Source organism: Krasilnikovia cinnamomea (genome assembly GCF_004217545.1).
Lineage (GTDB): Bacteria > Actinomycetota > Actinomycetes > Mycobacteriales > Micromonosporaceae > Actinoplanes > Actinoplanes cinnamomeus.
In genome coordinates this window covers 5,418,944-5,436,033 of sequence record NZ_SHKY01000001.1, presented here as the reverse complement: position 1 = coordinate 5,436,033, position 17,090 = coordinate 5,418,944, and the positions used below count along the sequence as shown (strand labels likewise).

General features: G+C 71.9%; 19 protein-coding genes. 6 read left to right on the top strand and 13 right to left on the bottom strand.

Features of this window, described 5'->3' with window-relative positions; all coding sequences use genetic code 11:
• The 4 genes from EV385_RS24895 to EV385_RS24880 form a co-directional block, all read right to left on the bottom strand.
• The gene (locus EV385_RS24895; RefSeq protein ID WP_130511654.1) at window positions 1-591 is read right to left on the bottom strand and encodes a dihydrofolate reductase family protein; all 591 of its coding nucleotides are present in this window, start codon (window positions 589-591) and stop codon (window positions 1-3) included.
• Between the two features lie 195 nt (window positions 592-786).
• Window positions 787-1,452: a hypothetical protein gene (locus EV385_RS24890; RefSeq protein ID WP_130511653.1), complete on the bottom strand. Its 666-nt coding sequence runs from the start codon at window positions 1,450-1,452 to the stop codon at window positions 787-789.
• A gap of 203 nt (window positions 1,453-1,655) precedes the next feature.
• Entirely contained in the window at window positions 1,656-2,765 is a 1,110-nt protein-coding gene (locus EV385_RS24885) for an SPFH domain-containing protein (protein WP_130511652.1), read from the bottom strand.
• A gap of 32 nt (window positions 2,766-2,797) precedes the next feature.
• Window positions 2,798-3,247 carry an NfeD family protein gene (locus EV385_RS24880; protein WP_130511651.1) on the bottom strand — a complete coding sequence of 150 codons (450 nt, stop codon included), beginning with the start codon at window positions 3,245-3,247 and terminating at the stop codon, window positions 2,798-2,800.
• 133 nt (window positions 3,248-3,380) lie between these two features.
• Between EV385_RS24880 and EV385_RS24875 the strand changes: the two genes are divergently transcribed.
• Complete coding sequence (locus EV385_RS24875) at window positions 3,381-4,691, top strand: serine hydrolase domain-containing protein (protein WP_130511650.1); 1,311 nt, start codon at window positions 3,381-3,383, stop codon at window positions 4,689-4,691.
• 55 nt (window positions 4,692-4,746) lie between these two features.
• On the opposite strand, the gene EV385_RS24870 is transcribed toward EV385_RS24875, so the two are convergent.
• The gene (locus tag EV385_RS24870; protein WP_130511649.1) at window positions 4,747-5,562 is read right to left on the bottom strand and encodes a DUF3097 domain-containing protein; all 816 of its coding nucleotides are present in this window, start codon (window positions 5,560-5,562) and stop codon (window positions 4,747-4,749) included.
• 88 nt (window positions 5,563-5,650) lie between these two features.
• Here EV385_RS24870 and EV385_RS24865 point away from each other — a divergent pair, with 88 nt between their 5' ends.
• Complete coding sequence (locus tag EV385_RS24865) at window positions 5,651-6,442, top strand: hypothetical protein (RefSeq protein WP_130511648.1); 792 nt, start codon at window positions 5,651-5,653, stop codon at window positions 6,440-6,442.
• A 7-nt stretch (window positions 6,443-6,449) separates the two neighbouring features.
• A complete protein-coding gene (locus EV385_RS24860) occupies window positions 6,450-6,953 on the top strand; it encodes an NUDIX domain-containing protein (protein WP_130511647.1) in 504 nt (167 codons plus the stop codon).
• A 348-nt stretch (window positions 6,954-7,301) separates the two neighbouring features.
• Here the strand turns inward: EV385_RS24860 and EV385_RS24855 are convergent, their stop codons facing one another.
• Window positions 7,302-7,730 carry a MarR family winged helix-turn-helix transcriptional regulator gene (locus EV385_RS24855; protein ID WP_130511646.1) on the bottom strand — a complete coding sequence of 143 codons (429 nt, stop codon included), beginning with the start codon at window positions 7,728-7,730 and terminating at the stop codon, window positions 7,302-7,304.
• An 84-nt stretch (window positions 7,731-7,814) separates the two neighbouring features.
• Here EV385_RS24855 and EV385_RS24850 point away from each other — a divergent pair, with 84 nt between their 5' ends.
• A complete protein-coding gene (locus EV385_RS24850) occupies window positions 7,815-8,303 on the top strand; it encodes a hypothetical protein (protein WP_130511645.1) in 489 nt (162 codons plus the stop codon).
• Window positions 8,304-8,597: 294 nt separating this feature from the next.
• Window positions 8,598-9,503 carry a hypothetical protein gene (locus EV385_RS24845; RefSeq protein WP_130511644.1) on the top strand — a complete coding sequence of 302 codons (906 nt, stop codon included), beginning with the start codon at window positions 8,598-8,600 and terminating at the stop codon, window positions 9,501-9,503.
• Window positions 9,504-9,506: 3 nt separating this feature from the next.
• Here the strand turns inward: EV385_RS24845 and EV385_RS24840 are convergent, their stop codons facing one another.
• From EV385_RS24840 to EV385_RS24810, 7 genes are all read right to left on the bottom strand, one after another.
• A complete protein-coding gene (locus EV385_RS24840; RefSeq protein WP_130511643.1) occupies window positions 9,507-10,286 on the bottom strand; it encodes an HAD-IIA family hydrolase in 780 nt (259 codons plus the stop codon).
• Window positions 10,283-11,311: a ferrochelatase gene (locus tag EV385_RS24835; RefSeq protein WP_130511642.1), complete on the bottom strand. Its 1,029-nt coding sequence runs from the start codon at window positions 11,309-11,311 to the stop codon at window positions 10,283-10,285. The genes EV385_RS24840 and EV385_RS24835 overlap by 4 nt, the downstream gene beginning before the upstream one ends.
• A gap of 50 nt (window positions 11,312-11,361) precedes the next feature.
• A complete protein-coding gene (gene fabI, locus EV385_RS24830) occupies window positions 11,362-12,129 on the bottom strand; it encodes an enoyl-ACP reductase FabI (RefSeq protein WP_130511641.1) in 768 nt (255 codons plus the stop codon).
• A gap of 30 nt (window positions 12,130-12,159) precedes the next feature.
• A complete protein-coding gene (locus tag EV385_RS24825) occupies window positions 12,160-12,864 on the bottom strand; it encodes a beta-ketoacyl-ACP reductase (protein ID WP_130511640.1) in 705 nt (234 codons plus the stop codon).
• A gap of 457 nt (window positions 12,865-13,321) precedes the next feature.
• On the bottom strand, window positions 13,322-14,272 hold the full coding sequence (locus tag EV385_RS24820; protein ID WP_130511639.1) for a VWA domain-containing protein: 951 nt from the start codon (window positions 14,270-14,272) through the stop codon (window positions 13,322-13,324).
• The gene (locus tag EV385_RS24815) at window positions 14,269-15,282 is read right to left on the bottom strand and encodes a DUF58 domain-containing protein (RefSeq protein WP_242625057.1); all 1,014 of its coding nucleotides are present in this window, start codon (window positions 15,280-15,282) and stop codon (window positions 14,269-14,271) included. The genes EV385_RS24820 and EV385_RS24815 overlap by 4 nt, the downstream gene beginning before the upstream one ends.
• Window positions 15,279-16,409 carry an AAA family ATPase gene (locus EV385_RS24810; protein ID WP_242625056.1) on the bottom strand — a complete coding sequence of 377 codons (1,131 nt, stop codon included), beginning with the start codon at window positions 16,407-16,409 and terminating at the stop codon, window positions 15,279-15,281. The genes EV385_RS24815 and EV385_RS24810 overlap by 4 nt, the downstream gene beginning before the upstream one ends.
• Window positions 16,410-16,846: 437 nt before the next feature.
• Here EV385_RS24810 and EV385_RS24805 point away from each other — a divergent pair, with 437 nt between their 5' ends.
• Window positions 16,847-17,083: a hypothetical protein gene (locus EV385_RS24805; RefSeq protein ID WP_242625055.1), complete on the top strand. Its 237-nt coding sequence runs from the start codon at window positions 16,847-16,849 to the stop codon at window positions 17,081-17,083.
• The last annotated feature ends 7 nt before the right edge of the window (window positions 17,084-17,090 follow it).

Below are 17,090 nucleotides of genomic sequence, written 5' to 3'. Positions count from 1 at the left end.
TCAGCCCACCCGGTACGTGAGGTGGGTGGCGGTGCCGGAGGCCCGGACCCGCACCTGGCGCAGCTCGCGCGGGGCGACTCCCCCGGCGAACAGCGGCGTGCCCGCGCCGAGCAGCACCGGCGCCACGTGCAGGCGCACCTCGTCGAGCAGCCCGGCGTCGAGGCAGCCGCGGATGACCTCCGCGCCGCCCATCACGACGACGTCGCGCTCCTCGGCCAGGGCGCATGCCTTGCTGACGGCGCTGCCGACACCGTCCACGACGAACGTGACGCGGTCGGTCAGCCGTACCTCGTCGGGCGGGTTTCGGGTGACGACCAGGACGGGCTGCTGGCTGGCGACGTCCGCGCCGTAGCCCACCTCCTCGTTCCAGCCGTACGGACTGTCCACGATGTCGAACAGGCGGCGGCCCATCACGATGACGCCGGTGTTGTCGACCGCCTCGGCGAGCACCTCGGCATCGACCCGGTCGCCCTGGAACGCCCAGGTGTGCAGCGCCTCGCCGCCGCGACCCAGGCCGTGGGCGAGGTCGACGTCCGGCCCGGTCACGAACCCGTCGACGGACATCGAGATATCGGCCACCACCTTGGCCATGTCACGCTCCTCCCGCGAGGCACACAGCGCGCGCCCCGCCCCCGGAGCATGCCATCCAGCCCGAACCCACTCCGAATGACCCACCCGCCCGCCCGAACGACAGCGAAACACCGGTAGACCTTGGCGATCTTGGAGGCTGGAGGCCCTCCAGGGGCCACCCGGCTCCAAGATCGCCGGAGCTGGGGTCGAGAGGGGTCAGGCTGGGGGGATCAGGCGGTTGCCGGTCCAGGCCAGGCCCATTCCGGCGGCCAGCATGAGCAGGGCGCCGACGGTGGGCAGCGGCTGGACCGCGTACGCCCCGGCGCCGACGGACACGGCGGCGAGCATGAGCAGGATCCCGTCCGCCGGGTTGACCAGGCGCGACCGGAAGACCGCCCAGCCGAGCAGCAGCCAGCCCGCCCCGGTGACCAGCGCACCCACGAACGCGACCGTCTGCACCGCGTCGGCGGACAACGCGGTTCCGGCCGGGGCGGTGTCCGGTGGCAACGCGGCCGTCGGAAGCAACAGCACGACACCGGCGAGCCCGACGAGCAGACCGGCGATGGCGGGACGGCGCACCCGCGAACCGGCCAGCAGTCCGGTCAGGGCGATCATGGCGACGAGGGAGAACCAGCCCGCGGACAGGCGCAGGGCGAGGGGGCCGGGCTGGGCCCCGAGGGTCGACCAGCCATAAAGGACCGCGGCCATCGGCAGCGCCCACAGGGAGACCCGGGCGTAGCGGCGTACGGACCAGATCCAGACGGCTTCGCGGACCGGGAGCAGGCCGTCGTCCGCGCCGGTGGCGGGGCGGGCGGCGCCGACCCAGGCGGGCGCGACCCGCAGCGGACGCCCACTGGCGGTGTGGTGCTGGCTGATGCTCATGGCAGGCCCCCCGCTAGCTCTGCCGAGCGGCCGGGGGGCACCGTCGGATCCCTGTGCCCAGCCTTCCAGAAACCAGGCACGCATGGATCATTTCCGCCAAAATCGGACTGGTAGCCACGCCCTCGACATCAGTGACGTCGAGGGCGCGGCCGGTCGTCCACGCGACGGGAGCAGGACGAGTGCGCCCGGGCCCCGCGTCCGGCTCAGGCGCGCTCGGGTTCCCCCGCGCCGTTGAAGTCGGCGCTGCCCAGCGCCGGGGGCGTCGGCTCCGGGGCGGGCAGGCCCTTCGGGGCGTTGTCGCCGGACACCTGCGCCTCGGCCGCCCGTACGGCGGCGTCGACCTTCTCGGCCTCCGCGGCCGCGGCCTGGGCCGCCGCCGCGGCCTCGCGCTCGACGGCGCCCGCGTCGACGGAGGACGACGGGGCGTCCCCGGCCATGTTGGCCAGCCCGCCCAGCGCACCGCCGAGGCCCTCGAGGGCCTTGGTCAGCTCGGTCGGCACGATCCACACCTTGTTCGCCGAGCCGTTGGCGATCTGCGGCAGCGACTGCAGGTACTGGTACGCCAGCACCTTCTGGCTCGGGTTGGCCTGGTGGATCGCGTCGAACACCGTACGGATGGCCTTGGCCTGGCCCTCGGCCTGCAGGATGCGGGCCTGGCGGTCACCGTCGGCGCGCAGCACCGCGGCCTGCTTCTCGCCCTCGGCCGTGAGGATCTGCGCCTGCTTGTGGCCCTCGGCGTTGAGGATCGCGGCGCGGCGGTCCCGCTCGGCGCGCATCTGCTTCTCCATGGAGTCGCGGATGCTCGGCGGCGGCTCGATCGCCTTGATCTCGACCCGGGTCACCTTGATGCCCCAGCGGCCGGTGGTCTCGTCGAGCACCCCGGACAGGTGCTTGTTGATCTCCTCGCGGCTGGTCAGGGCGCGCTCCAGGTCCAGCGAGCCGATGACGTTACGCAGCGTGGTGACGGTGAGCTGCTCGATGGCCTGGAGGAAGTTCGAGATCTCGTAGGTGGCCCGGACCGGGTCGACGACCTTGAAGTAGAGCACGGTGTCGATGGAGACCACGAGGTTGTCGCTGGTGATGACCGGCTGCGGCGGGAAGCTGACCACCTGCTCGCGCATGTCCACCTTGGTACGGACCGCGTCGACGAACGGGACCAGCAGGTTCAGGCCGGGCGCCAGGGTCCGCTTGTACCGACCCAGACGCTCGACGACGTCCATCCGCTGCTGCGGAACGATTCGCACGGACCTGATCAAGGTGATGACCGCGAACAGCGCGATCACCATGACCAGGAGACCGATGACAAGATCCATGGTGCCTCTCTCTATCGAAGGTGCTCAGCAGCTCAGAGATGGGGCAGGTCGTCGCGCCAGACCAGCGCGGTGGCACCGCGTACCTTCACGACCCGGACGTGGTCGCCCGGCTGGTAGGTCTCCGTGCCGTCGAACGAGCGCGCCTGCCACAGCTCCCCGTCGATCTTGATCATGCCGCGATCCGCGTCGACCTGCTCCAGCACGGTCGCCTGCGCGCCCTCCAGGGCCGCCAGCCCGAAGGACGATTCGCCGCCCTCCAGGGCCGAATTCTGGCGCCGGACGATCAGCGGACGGATCGCGCCGATGGACAGCGCGGACACGACGGCGAACACGATCGCCTGCACGAGCACCGGGGCACCGAGCGCGGCGGCACCGGCGGCCGCCAGCGCGCCCGCGGCGAACATGGCGACGAACAGGGTCGCGGTGAACGCCTCGGCGATCGCGAGGGCGATGGCCAGGACAATCCACAGCACAGCTTCCACCACACGATCGTGACACGGCTGCGCACGCACGGCGATGCCCCGTCTGACCCATGTCCGATCCGTAGCCATATGCTCGCCGGGCAGTTGTACACGAGGCATCACCCCCCGCACATCCCCCCAAGGAAGGTATGCCGTGTCCCTGCTGCCGGAAACCGGCCGACGTGTCACCGAGATCGCCGTTCAGGCCCAGTCCACGGGCCGGGCGCCGTCCCTGGCGTTGGGCATCGTCCGCGACTCCGCGCTGCTGCACTTCGCCGCCGTGGGCGGCCAGCCGCAGCCCGACCCGGCGATGCAGTACCGCGTCGGCTCGATCACCAAGACCCTGACCGCGACGATGATCATGCAGCTGCGCGACGAGGGGTTCTTCGCCCTCGACGACCTGCTGTACCGGCACCTGCCGGGCACCTCCGTCGGCGGGATCACCCTGCGCCAGCTGCTCGGCCACGTCTCCGGCCTGCAGCGCGAACCCGAGGGCACCTGGTGGGAGCGCAGCGTCGGCGGCGACGTCGACCAGCTCCTCGCGGAGCTGCCGTACGAGAAGGTGGCCGGGCCCCCGTTCCGGCGCTACCACTACTCGAACCTCGCGTACGGGCTGCTCGGCGCCGTGCTGCACCGGGTCACCGGCGAGGACTGGCCGACCCTGCTCACCAAGCGGGTCCTCGACCCGCTGGGCATGAAGCGCACCTCGTACGGGCCGGTCGAGCCGTTCGCCCGCGGCTACGTCGTGCACCCGCTGCACGGCAGCCTGCACGAGGAGCCGCGCCTCGACGCGGGCGCGATGGCCCCGGCCGGACAGCTCTGGTCCACGGTCACCGACATGGCGGCGTGGGCGGCCTTCCTCGCCGACCCGGCGCCCGAGGTGCTGGCCCGCGACACCCTCGACGAGATGTGCGCGCCGGTCGTCATCGCCGACGAGACGTGGACCGCCGGGCACGGGCTGGGCCCGCAGCTGTACCGGGTCGGCGAGCGGGTGTTCGTGGGCCACGGCGGTTCGATGCCCGGGTACGTGGCGCAGCTGGCCGTGCACCGCCCCAGCCGCATCGGCGTCATCGCCTTCGCCAACTCGTACGGCCTGCGCGGCACCCACATCCAGCGGGTGGCGCTGGACGCGCTGAACGTGGTGCTGGACGCCGAGCCGGTCGCCACCCAGCCGTGGCAGCCCACGGCCGCGCCGGAGGGTGAGGCCGCCGAGCTGTGCGGCCGCTGGTGGTGGATGGGCCGCGAGTACGAGATCCGCGCGGAGACCGACGGCGTGGTGATGACCTGCCTCACCGTGCCGACGGTGCCGTGGCGCTTCGTCCGCGAGGCCCCCGACCGGTGGCGCGGCACCTCCGGCATGAACGACGGCGAGATCCTGACCGCCCTGCGCGACGCCGACGGCGAGGTGGCCAAGCTGGACATCGCCACGTTCATCTTCGGCCGCGACCCATCCCACCTCGCCTGACCGCGCACTCCGACCCCGGATGTTGAAGAGTTCGGGGTGCGATCGGCCACTCCGGTCAGACTGACGGGTCGTCCAGGACGGTGACGAAGTCGATGAGCCGCTCCACCGCGTTGACCAGCGGCGTCTCGACATCCTTGTAGCTGTTCACCCCGGCGAGGATCCGGCGCCACATCTCCACCGGATCGGCCACCCCGACCGCGGCGCAGACGCCCTCCTTCCACGGCCGCCCCGGCGGCACCACCGGCCAGGCACGCAGCCCCACCCGCTCCGGCTTCACCGCCTGCCACACGTCCACGTACGGATGCCCCGTGACCAGCACGTGCGGTGAGGTGACCCCGGCGACGATGCGGCTCTCCTTCGAGCCGGGCACCAGATGGTCGACCAGCACCCCGAGCTTGCGCCGGGGACCCGGGGCGAAGTCGCGCACCGCCGCGGGCAGCTCGTCGATGCCGTCCAGCGGCTGCACCACGACGCCCTCGACGCGCAGGTCGTCGCCCCAGATCCGCTCCACCAGGGCAGCGTCGTGGATCCCCTCGACCCAGATCCGGCTGGCCTTGGCGACCTGCGCGCGTACCCCCTCGACCGCGACCGAACCGGACGCGGTCCGCCGCGGCCGCACCGGCACGGCGCCGCCCGCCGGACGGCGCAGTGTCACCACCTTGCCCTCGAGCAGGAACGACGCCGGGTCCAGCGGGAAGTTGCGGCGGCGCCCCTTGCGGTCCTCCAGCACGACGGCGCCCAGCTCGAAGCCGACCACGGCGCCGCAGAACCCGGAGTCCACGTCCTCCACCACCAGGTCACGTACGGCGTCGACGACGGGCACCACCCTGCGCGTTCGCCAGTTCCCGGCGAGCACATCCTCCCCATACATGACCCGCACGGTAACTCCCCCGAGCGGGTAACCCCCGCCGACGCTCCGGCCGAGACAACCCCGGTGAACGGCACGTACCCTTGCTCGCATGTCCCCCGCAGCTGATGCGGCGACACTGACGGTGCGCCGCTCGACCCGGTTCGTCGCCTGGGTGCGTGCCTGGCGCGCCGGCCTCGTGTCGTTCGACGAGCTGGCCGATGAAATCGCCGCCGGCGAGGAGCACCTGGTCGCGGACGCCCCCGGCACCTGGACCGACGTGGCCCTGTCCGCGGCGCTGCCCGCCCTCGCCAAGCTGCACCCCGACGACATCCGGCTGGTGCTGCCGGCGCCCGGCGACCCGCGGGGGCTGCCCGGCCCGGGCGAACTGACCGGTGCCGCGCTGCTGGCGGGCGAGGCCGTGATGACCCCCGACTTCGGCGTGGTTCCGGAGGTGCGCCGCCACACGTCCGGCTCCGGGGTGACCTTCGAAACGGTGCTGTGGCGGTTCCACCCGGTGCCCGCGTCCGGTTTCCGGCCCGGATTCCAGATGGCCGCCGCCGAGGCGGAGGCGGAGCTGACCACCGCGCTGACCGAGGCCACCGCGCAGCTGACCCGCCTCGACGTCGCCCAGTGGCGGCCCGAGCTGGCCGGGGCGTTGCAGGCGTTACGCCGCCCGGAGAGCACGGCCACCCTGCCACCGGGCTTCGACCCGCGCTCGCGGCGGCTGTTCGCCCGGGCCAGCATCCTCGACCAGGTGCTCGCGCTGGCCGAGCACAGCGCCCCCGGCGGCGCGGTCAACGGATTCGAGGCGCAGCAGCGCGATGCCGCGTTGCGCCCGCTCACCTCGGCGTGCCGGCAGGCGCTGGTCGCGGCCTGCAATTCGCCGCTGCATCATCCCTGAGCCCGACATGCTCGACCGCTACGCCCACTGCACGTTCTGCGGCGCCCGGTTCACCCCCGGGCAGCCCTGGCCGAGGCGCTGCGCTGCCTGCGGGGAGACCAGCTACCTCAACCCCCTGCCGGTCGCGGTCGCGCTGCAGCCGGTCGGCCTGGGACTGCTGACCGTACGGCGGGCGATCCCCCCGGCCCAGGACCTTCTGGCCCTGCCGGGGGGCTTCATCGAGCGCGGCGAGACCTGGCAGGAGGCGACCGTACGCGAGCTGCGCGAGGAAGTGGGCTTGGGCGTCGAGGCGAAGGTGGTACGGCTTTTCGACGTACTGAGCGCTCCGGACGGCACCCTGCTCATCTTCGGGCTGCTCCCGGCGCTGGCCTCCGCCGACGCGCTGCCGCAGAGCCTTCCCAACACCGAGTCCCACGGCTGGCGAATCCTCGACGCGCCCCAGCCGCTCGGCTTCGACCTGCACACCCAGGTGGTCGCGGCATACTTCGCCGGAGTCGCCGCCGGGTTCTGAGCTGACCGCTCAGGCACGACGTCACCGCCTGAACAGGCGCCGAAGTCCATCTCGGGCGGTGAAGAAAATCCCGCCCAGCAGCAGGAAGAGGGGCACGGCCGCGATAACCGCCAGGACCACTCCGAGTGCTACGGCCGCCGGACGATGCGGCAGGTCAGCTCTCGAGTAGACGACCCCGCCCCGAGTACCAGTGCCTTGGCCAATGGTGACGACGAGCATCCCCCAAGATGACCAGCCATCCGCGGCGCCGCCCTCCACTTCGACCCGGTGTCACGGGCGAGATCTGCTCGGACTCTGCCTTCTGCCGACCGTCGGCCAGCGCATCCGCGGCCTCGTTTCTCTCCGTCATCAGCGCGTCAGCTTGCCCAGGACGCGGGCGAGTTCGGCCTTCTCATCCGCGGTGAGCGCGGCGAACGCCTGCTCCTGGTGCGCGCTCACCACGGGATAGGCCCGTTCGAGCGCCCGCCGACCGGCCTCAGTCAGCCCGAGGCGGGCGGGCCGGCCGGGTTCGGTGCTGCCGCGCGCGATCAGCCCGTCGTCGATCAGGCGGGTCAGCGATTCACTCATGCTCTGCGGAGTGACCATGACACGGCGGGCCAGTTCGGCCTGGCTGATCCCGGGATCGTGGGCCAGCGACGCCAGCATGCTGAACTGCCGCGGGTTGACGCCGTGTGCGCGTAGCGCCTCCTGCCAGGCACGCGCCTGCTGGTCGCCGCAGCGCACCAGCAGATAGCCCAGCTGGGTGTCGGGGTCCATCGGAACGAACGCTTGCGCCATTCCGACAGCCTCGCACCATCAGGTGCCTGATGCTACCATCAGGCACCTGATGGTGGGCCCGAACGGAGATCGGAGAGAACGGTCATGACGCCTGCGCGGCAGAAGTGGTTGACGCTGGTCGCCGTACTGGGACTGGCGTACTGGTTCTTCGGCAACCTCTACGAAGCGATCGTGTTCTCGCCGAACTGGGTGGTGGACACCCCGGCCCAGATGACCCGGCTGCACGGGTTCTTCGTCAACACCGGCCCCACCCTGTACTTCGTCCCGCTGACCTTCCTGGCCGCGCTGCTCACCTGGCTGCTGCTGGCCCTCAACCGCGACCCGGCACTGCGTGCCGACTACCGGCGGGCCAGCCTGGTGGCTGTCGTCCTGATGGGGCTCAACGCGTTCATCGTCGCCACGGTGGTCAGCAAGCTGTTCGGCGCCGGGTATCCCGCCGACCCGGAACGGCTCTCCGCCTACGCCTGGCGCTGGAACGTTCTCAACGTGCTGCGGATGATGCTGACCGCCACCGCAGCGGTGATTCTCTTCAACGCGTTCCGCAAGCTGGACCGCCGCCCGGGGGCGGACTGACGACGCCGATCACTTGGCAGGCTGCGACCGGGCGTAGCTGACGCCCCGGGACACCCATTCCTTGAACTGGCGTTTCGTCGTAAGCCCGGCCGTGTCGACGCGGAGCCAGCCATCCATCTCGCGCCTGCGCATCACGAATCGGCTGGCCTCGGGGCGTTGCGGTGCCGCTCACCTGTCCGGGCGTGATCGGTGCCCGTGCGGTCACCCATGCCGCCGACTCGGCCGAACCTGGGCGCTGCGATGCAACCATCAGCGTTCTCATCGCGTCGAACGGGTCGTGGAGGTGAGCGGATCATGATCGGACGGCGGTGGGCACTCGCCCTGACCGCGGTGATGTCACTCAGCGCCTGCGGCGCGGGTGGTGCCGTTGGCGATCGGCCACCGACTCTGCCGGAGCTACGCGACCAGGCACGCACTGTCCTGGCGCGGTACGACAAGGCGGTCGGCGAGGTGCAGGCCGCCCGCAGGTTCGTTCCGGTGGGAGAACCGACCGAGTGGACCGGCGAGCTCGAGCCCGCCAACGAAAGCATCAAACCGGCATTGACGGCCGGTCACCTGGTCCCGGCCGGGCCGCTGCCGGTCACCTCGCGTCGTACCGGGACGATCACCTGGACCGACGGGGTGTCCCGGAGCGTGGCGGTGATCCCGGCTGAGGAAGCGCTCGCCGCGCACCGGCACAAGGGCGATGCGGGGTGCGGTGGCTGCCCCCCGGTGACCGTCACCGACGCCCGCCCGGTCACCATGCAGGTCGACACCACCAGGGGCGCGGCGACCGTGCCAGCCTGGGAGTACACGCTGAAGGACACGGCGCTGCGGGTGCGCTACCCCGCCGTCGGCGGCTCGGACGTCGTCACGGTGACCGCCCCGCCCTGGGACCCGGACGCCTCCTTGGCCGGCGAAACCATCGACGCCGCCACCACCACCGCCCTCACCAGCAAGCGCCTGACCGTGTCCTTCGTCGGGCCACACGATCCGGCCAGCGAGCCGTGCGGCGCCGACTATCACGCGGAGGCGATCGAGTCCAGCAACGCCGTCGTCGTGCTCGTGGTGGTCGAACGACGGCACAACGACGGCAACGAGACCTGCACCATGATCGGCTTCACGCGGACCGAGACCGTGTCCCTCGCTCAGCCGCTGGGTGAGCGGGTGGTGCTGGACGCGCGACAGGGCGCTCCGGTGTCCGTACGCGTCACCGACTGAGCCTCACAGTTCGTCGATGAGGTCCGCGACGCTGTCGACGATGCGCGACGGCCGGTACGGGTACCGCTCCGTCTCGGCGCGCGTACTGATCCCCGTGAGCACCAGGATCGTCTGCAACCCCGCCTCCAGCCCGCACAGCACATCGGTGTCCATCCGGTCGCCGATCATCGCCGTACTCTCCGAATGCGCCTCGATGGTGTTCAGCGCCGAGCGCATCATCATCGGGTTGGGCTTGCCCACGAAGTACGGATCCACCCCGGTCGCCTTGGAGATCATCGCGGCGACGGAGCCGGCGGCGGGCAGGTCGCCCGCGTTCGACGGTCCGGTCACGTCGGGGTTGGTGCAGATGAACCGGGCGCCGCCGTTGATCAGCCGGATCGCCTTGGTGATGGCCTCGAAGCTGTACGTCCGGGTCTCCCCGAGCACGACGTAGTCCGGGGCGTAGTCGGTCAGCACGTACCCGACGGCGTGCAGCGCCGTGGTCAGGCCCGCCTCGCCGATCACGTACGCGGTGCCGTCGGGCCGCTGATCGGCGAGGAACTGGGCGGTGGCCAGTGCGGAGGTCCAGATGGCCCGCTCCGGCACCTCGATGCCCATGCGGCTGAGTCGGGCCTGCAGGTCGCGCGGGGTGTAGATGGAGTTGTTCGTCAGGATGAGGAACGGCTTGCCGGACTGCTGCATCTTCGCCACGAACTCAGGCGCGCCGGGGACGGGCACACCCTCGTGTACGAGGACCCCGTCCATGTCGGTGAGCCAGCTCTCGATGGCCTTGCGCTCGCTCATGACGCTCCTCGTCGCGGTGGGGGCGGGCAGCAGTTCTCGGGGCACACGTCCCAGACGGGGAGCGTACCCAGCCGGGCGGGCACGATCTGGTCGGTCCGCTCCAGTACCAGCTCCCGGACCATCGCCACGAACCGGGGATCCGTGCCGGGGGTGGCCGCGCGGGCGTATCCGAGGCCGAGCTCCTCAGCGGTCGCGGCGGCCTCGTTGTCCAGGTCCCACACAACCTCCAGGTGGTCGGAGACGAAGCCGATCGGGCTCACCACGACGTCGGTGACCCCCTTGTCGGCCAGCTCCCGCAGGTGGTCGTTGATGTCCGGCTCCAGCCACGGCACCTGCGGTGGCCCGGAGCGGCTCTGCCAGACCAGGTCCCACGGCAGGTCGGGGGCGGCCGCGGCGTGCACCAGGGCGGCGGTTTCGTGCAACTGGGCGGTGTAGCGGCCGCCGTCCGGCCCGGCCGTGGCGGCCATGCTCACCGGGATCGAGTGGGCGGTGAACACCAGCCGGGTGCTCGCCCGCCGGGCGGGATCCAGACCGGCCAGAGCCTCACGTACGGCGTCCGCGTGCGGCCGCACGAAGCCGGGGTGGTCGTGGAACTGGCGCAGCTTGGCGATCCGGGGCGCGCCGGGCCCGACGTGCGCGCGGGCCGCGGCGATGTCCTCCCAGTACTGCTTGCACGACGAGTACCCGCCGTACGCGCTGGTGGCGAAGCCGAGCGCGGAGGTGACGCCGTCGTCGCGCATCCGCGCCACCGTGTCGGCCAGCATCGGCTGCCAGTTGCGGTTGCCCCAGTACGTCGGCAGGCGCAGCCCGTGCGCGGCGAAGTCGGCGTCGATCGCGGCCAGCAGGTCACGGCACTGCTGGTTGATCGGCGACACCCCGCCGAAGTGGTAGTAGTGCTCGGCAACCTCGGCGAGCCGCTCCTCGGGCACGCCGCGCCCGCGCGTCACATTGCGCAGGAACGGCATGACGTCGTCGCGGTGTTCCGGGCCGCCGAAGGACATCAGCAGGAAAGCGTCGTAACCCACGGCGACCATCCTTCCCGAGCGCTGCCGGGACCGACCATGTGAGGTCGGCCTCAGGCCCCCAGGGCGTGGTAGCCGCCGTCGACGTGCACGATCTCGCCGGTGGTGGCCGGGAACCAGTCGGACAGCAGCGCGCACACCGCGCGGGCGGCGGGCTCCTGGTCCTGCAGGTCCCAGCCGAGCGGCGCGCGGTCCGACCAGGCCTGTTCGAACTGCTCGAAGCCGGGGATCGACTTGGCGGCCATGGTGCGCAGCGGCCCGGCCGACACCAGGTTGCTGCGGATGCCCTGCTCGCCCAGGTGCAGGGCGAGGTAGCGGGAGGCGGACTCCAGCCCGGCCTTGGCCACGCCCATCCAGTCGTAGACCGGCCACGCCTTGGTGGCGTCGAAGGTCAGGCCGACGACGCTGCCGCCGCGGCCCATCAGCGGCAGACACGCCGTGGCCAGGGACTTGTATGAGTACGTGGAGACCTGCACCGCGGTCGCCACGTCCTCCCACGGCGCGTCGAGGAAGCCGCCGCCGAGGCAGCTCTGCGGCGCGAACCCGATCGAGTGCACCACCCCGTCCAGCCCGTCGACGTGCTCACGGACCTTGCCGGCCAGCCCGGCCAGGTGCTCGGCGTTGGTCACGTCCAGTTCGATGACGGGCGCCGGCTCGGGTAGCCGCTTGGCGATCCGCTCGACCAGCGACAGCCGGCCGAAGCCGGTGAGCACGACCGTGGCGCCGTTCTCCTGTGCCAGCTTCGCCACCGAGAACGCGATGGAGGCGTCGGTGATGATGCCGGTGATGAGCAGGCGCTTGCCGGCGAGCAGTGCAGACACGGGTCTCTCCTGAGTAGGTGGAACGGGTCGTCAGTGGCCCATGCCGAGGCCGCCGTCGACCGGGATCACGGCGCCCGAGACGTACGCCGCGGAGTCGCCGGCCAGCCAGGTCACCGCGGCGGCGACCTCGCTGGCCTGGGCGAGCCGCCCGGCCGGGACGGCGTTGATGATCTCCGCCCGGCGGGCTTCGGGCAAGGCGTCGGTCATGTCGGTCTCGATGAAGCCGGGGGCGACCACGTTCGCGGTGATGTTGCGGCTGCCCAGCTCGCGGGTGATCGAGCGGGCCATGCCGACCAGCCCGGCCTTGCTGGCGGCGTAGTTGACCTGGCCGGGGCCGCCGTAGAGGCCGACGACCGAGGAGATGAAGATGATCCGGCCCCACTTGGCGCGCAGCATCTTGGCGCTGGCCCGCTTCGCGCACCGGAACGCCCCGGTCAGGTTGGTGTCCAGGACCCGGGTGAACTGCTCCTCCGACATGCGCAGCAGCAGGGTGTCGTCGGTGATGCCGGCGTTGGCGACCAGCACCTCGACCGGGCCCAGCTCGGCCTCGACGGTGGTGAACGCGGCGTCGACGGCGGCGCTGTCGGTGATGTCGCACTGGACGCCGAACAGCCCGTCGGGTGCGCCGCTGCCGCGGTGGGTGACCGCGACCCGGTCGCCCTGCTTGGCGAACTCCTGCGCGATGGCCAGGCCGATGCCGCGGTTGCCTCCGGTGACCAACACGGTGCGTGGCACGCGTACTCCTTCTGCTGCGGGGATCATGTGGAGACTAGCGGGTGGTTCGCGCCACGCCGGGCACGCGCCCGTTTTCCTTATGTCGCGCTTAAGAGGTACGCTCTCGGACGGCCCGAAGACCGCCACGAATCGTGGCCCGCGACCGACGGAGGTGATCGCTGTGCGAGATAGCGATCCTCCTAGTCGCGGCCGGGCCGGTCGTCAGCCCGCCTGAGGCTGACACCCTCCCGCCCTCCCCACCCGCAGGCCGCATGATCGGCTGCGGGCCCGGTCGTGCGCGCCGCGACCGCCGGGGAGCGGTGCCGGCCGCGACGTGACGTGTGCGCTGTCCCCGCCGGTCTTCACTTCCGGAGGTTCCGCAGATGAGCCGCTTCGTCGCGCCCCTCGGCTTCACCATCGCCACCGTCTGGGTGGTCGTGCTGTTCGTGCTGGTGCACAGCACACCCTGACCACATGCTCACGGCAGCCGCGAGGTCCACAGCAGACTCAGGCCCGCCGCCACCAGGCCGAACAGCAGGGCCGCACCGGCGTACCACTGGGTGACCTCGCGCGGTTCGATCCGGTGGCCGATGGAGGAGCCCATGTCCTCGTACACCTGCTTCAGCTCGCCGACCGAGGCGGCCTCGTAGAAATAGCCCTTGGTCGTCTCGGCGAGCTGCTGCAACGACAGCCGGTCCACCGGCACCCGCTGCAACTGGCCGCGGATGTCCACGACGCCGGTGTCCGTACCGAAAGCGATCGTGGAGACCGGGACGTTCGCGGACGAGGCCGCGGTGGCCGCGTCCTCGATGGATCGTCCCGACGTGCGGTAGCCGTCGGAGAGCAGCACGATCCGGGCGGGCGGGGCGCCGTCGGCGCCGTCGGCGGGCACGGACCGGATGGCGTCCAGCGAGGTGAAGACCGCCTCGCCGGTCGCGGTGGCCTCGGCCAGGGTCAGGCCGTCGATGCCCGCCAGCACCGCGGCGCGGTCCTTGGTCGGCGGCACCAGCACGTTGGCCGACTTCGCGAACGACACCAGCCCCAGGTTGTAGGTGGGCGGCAGCTCGTCGACGAACGCCTTCGCCGCCTCCTGCGCGGCCTGGATCCGGGTCGGGGCGACGTCGTCGGCCTGCATGGACAGCGACACGTCGATCGCCAGCATGACCGTGGCCCGTTCCAGCGGCTCCTTGCGGTCCACCGAGGGCCGGGCCATCGCCGAGGCCAGCGCGACCATGCTGAGCAGGAACGCGGCCGCAGCCAAGTGCCGGCGCCAGCCCAGACCCTTGGGGGCGAGCGTACGCAGCAGGTCGACGTTGGTGAACCGGATCGCGTACGAGCGCTGCCGGAACTGGCGCCACACGTACACCCCGGCGACGGCGATGACGGGCAGCCAGGCCAGCAGCCACCAGGGTGCCAGGAAACGGATCATCGGGTGGTCCCCCTGGTGCGAGCGTGTCGTTGGGCCGCGACGAAGCGGACCATGTCCAGCAGCCAGTCCGTGTCGGTGCGCAGTCGCAGGTGGGCGGCACCGGCGGCGCGCAGGGCCCGGGCGATCACGGCGCGCTGCTCACCGGCCGCCTCGGCGTAGCGGCGGCGCAGCGCCGGGTCGGCGGTCTGCACCTCGTGCAGGGCCCCGGTCTCCGGGTCGGCCAGGGTGAGCACGCCGACGTCGGGCAGCTCGAGTTCGCGCGGGTCGACGACCTCGATGGCCAGCACGTCGTGGCGGACCCCGAGCTTGCGGACCGGGCGGGCCCAGCCCTCGACCGGAGCCAGGAAGTCGGAGATCACCACGGCCACCCCGCGCCGGCGCGGCGGCCGGTTCAGCATGTCGACCAGGGCACCCAGGTCGGCCCGGCCGGGCCGGATCGAGGTACGGGCGATCGCCCGCAGCAGCCCCTGCGCCTCCTTGCGCCCGGGCCGGGCGGGCAGCCGCACCATCGACGGCGGGGTCGGCTCGGCCGGTGGCGTGGTGTCGCGGCGGCGCCGCCACCCGCGCGACCCGGTGGATGCCGGGACGCCCGAGCCGGTGCCGACGACCGCGCCGATCCGGTTGCCGCCCCGCACGGTGAGGTGGGCCATCGCGGCGGCCGCGGCGATCACCAGGTCGCGTTTGAGCCAGCGGGCGGTGCCGAAGTCGACGCTGGCCGACAGGTCCACCGCGAGCCAGGTCTCCAGTTCCCGGTCGGCGACCGTGCGCCGCACGTGCGGGGTGGTGGTCCGGGCGGTCACCGGCCAGTCCATGCGGCGTACGTCGTCGCCGGGGCGGTACTCCCGGGACTCCCCCGCCTCGCTGCCAGGGCCGGGCAGCAGGCCGGCGTAGTCGCCCTGAAGCAGGCCGTCGAGCTTGCGGGTGACCAGCAGTTGCAGGCGGGACAGCACGGCCTCGGCCCGGGCGGTGCCGTCGTCGGCCCCGGGTGGTGCGGTCCCGGCCTGCGTCACGGCTGCCCCGGCCAGGCGACCGGGTGGTGCTGGTGCGCCGGGGCGTCGTACCCGCCGCCCGGGACGCCGCTGGTGGGCTGACCGTTCGGGGTGGTGCCCTGGCGCGACGCCACGGACGGCACCGGCACGCTCTGCATGATCCGGGCGACGATGTGGTCGGCCGGGATGTCGTCGGCCAGGGCGTCGTAGCTGAGCACGAGCCGGTGCCGCAGGATGTCCGGGGCGATGTCCTGCAGGTCCTGGGGCAGGGCGTAGTCGCGGCCGCGCAGCAGTGCCAGGGCCCGGGTCGCCCGGACGACGCCGAGCGAGGCGCGCGGGCTGGCACCGTACTGGATGAGCTGGGCGACGTCCGGCATCCCGTGCTGGGCGGGCGCCCGGGTGGCCAGCACCAGCCGGACCGCGTAGTCCACCAGGGCGTTGTGCACGAACACCTGGTCGGCGCGGCCCTGCAGGGCCAGCAGGTCGGCCGGGGTGAACACCGGTTTGGGTTCGGGCGCGCGCACCCCCATCCGGTAGACGATCTCGCGTTCCTCGGCATCAGTCGGATACCCGACGAGGATCTTCATAAGGAAGCGGTCGCGCTGCGCCTCGGGCAGCGGGTACACGCCCTCCTGCTCGATGGGGTTCTGGGTGGCCATGACCAGGAACGGGTCGGGCACCTCGTGGGTCTGCCCGCCGATGGAGACCTGGTGTTCGGCCATGACCTCGAGCAGTGCGGACTGCACCTTGGCAGGCGCCCGGTTGATCTCGTCGGCCAGCAGGAAGTTGACGAACACCGGCCCGAGTTCGACGTCGAACTTCTCGCTGGACTGCCGGTAGATGCGGGTGCCGATGATGTCCGCGGGCACCAGGTCGGGGGTGAACTGCACCCGGGAGAAGCTGCCGCCGACGACCTTCGCGAGGGTCTCCACCGCGAGGGTCTTGGCGACCCCGGGTACGCCTTCGAGCAGGCAGTGGCCGCGCGCCAGCAGGGCGACGAACATCCGCTCGACCATCCGGTCCTGGCCCACGATGACGCGCTTGACCTCGAACATGGCCCGTTCGAGCTGCGTCGCGTCGTGCGCGGGCGGTACGGGGGCCCCGGCGTCGGAGACGGTCTCGGTATCGGGCGTGGTCGGCTGGGCCACCGGTCCTCCACAGCGGTTCGGCGTCGGCGCGGGTGCCGACGCTCAAGACTTACACGACCATGCGGAAAACCGTCGGGGCAGAGCCGCATTACCCGCCGGGCGCCGGACAGCGACCGCCACGATTCGATCTTTCTGCGCGATCCGCCGGATCGGGCACCGCGCAGGGGTGGACGGCGGGGGACTGGGAGCGTGTAACATTCAGCGCGTCGCCGGGCGACTTCCCCCGTGGTCGCCCGGCGCTCATCTCTCCTACCTCCGCACGCCATACCTGCGCACGCCATACCTGCGCACGCCATACCTGCGCACGCCATACCTGCGCACGCCATACCTGCGCACGCCATACCTGCGCACGCCATACCTGCGCACGCCATACCTGCGCACGCCATACCTGCGCACGCCATACCTGCGCACGCATGCGCCCGCGTAGGCTTGCGGACGTGGTCGAGGATCTGACCCCCCAGTGCTCCGCCAAGGGCTGCCGTGCGCCCGCCGTCTGGCAGCTGCGGTGGAACAACCCCAAGCTGCACGAGCCGCAGCGGCGCAAGACGTGGCTGGCCTGCGCCGAGCACCGGGAATCGCTGGGTGACTTCCTCAGCGCCCGCCGCCTCCTGCGCGAAGTCGAGCCCTACTCGGAGCGGATCGCACCGTCGCCGCCCGGTGCGGCGATCTCCTAGGCTCGAA

What these genes read in the sequence shown, in the direction of transcription:
- EV385_RS24860 (WP_130511647.1), top strand. Translation starts at nt 6,450, where the DNA reads ATGCTCGACCGCTACGCCCACTGCACGTTCTGCGGCGCCCGGTTCACC.
- EV385_RS24850 (WP_130511645.1), top strand. Translation starts at nt 7,815, where the DNA reads ATGACGCCTGCGCGGCAGAAGTGGTTGACGCTGGTCGCCGTACTGGGA.
- EV385_RS24855 (WP_130511646.1), bottom strand. Translation starts at nt 7,730, where the DNA reads ATGGCGCAAGCGTTCGTTCCGATGGACCCCGACACCCAGCTGGGCTAT.
- EV385_RS24865 (WP_130511648.1), top strand. Translation starts at nt 5,651, where the DNA reads ATGTCCCCCGCAGCTGATGCGGCGACACTGACGGTGCGCCGCTCGACC.
- EV385_RS24890 (WP_130511653.1), bottom strand. Translation starts at nt 1,452, where the DNA reads ATGAGCATCAGCCAGCACCACACCGCCAGTGGGCGTCCGCTGCGGGTC.
- EV385_RS24885 (WP_130511652.1), bottom strand. Translation starts at nt 2,765, where the DNA reads ATGGATCTTGTCATCGGTCTCCTGGTCATGGTGATCGCGCTGTTCGCG.
- EV385_RS24840 (WP_130511643.1), bottom strand. Translation starts at nt 10,286, where the DNA reads ATGAGCGAGCGCAAGGCCATCGAGAGCTGGCTCACCGACATGGACGGG.
- EV385_RS24870 (WP_130511649.1), bottom strand. Translation starts at nt 5,562, where the DNA reads ATGTATGGGGAGGATGTGCTCGCCGGGAACTGGCGAACGCGCAGGGTG.
- EV385_RS24845 (WP_130511644.1), top strand. Translation starts at nt 8,598, where the DNA reads ATGATCGGACGGCGGTGGGCACTCGCCCTGACCGCGGTGATGTCACTC.
- EV385_RS24820 (WP_130511639.1), bottom strand. Translation starts at nt 14,272, where the DNA reads ATGATCCGTTTCCTGGCACCCTGGTGGCTGCTGGCCTGGCTGCCCGTC.
- EV385_RS24895 (WP_130511654.1), bottom strand. Translation starts at nt 591, where the DNA reads ATGGCCAAGGTGGTGGCCGATATCTCGATGTCCGTCGACGGGTTCGTG.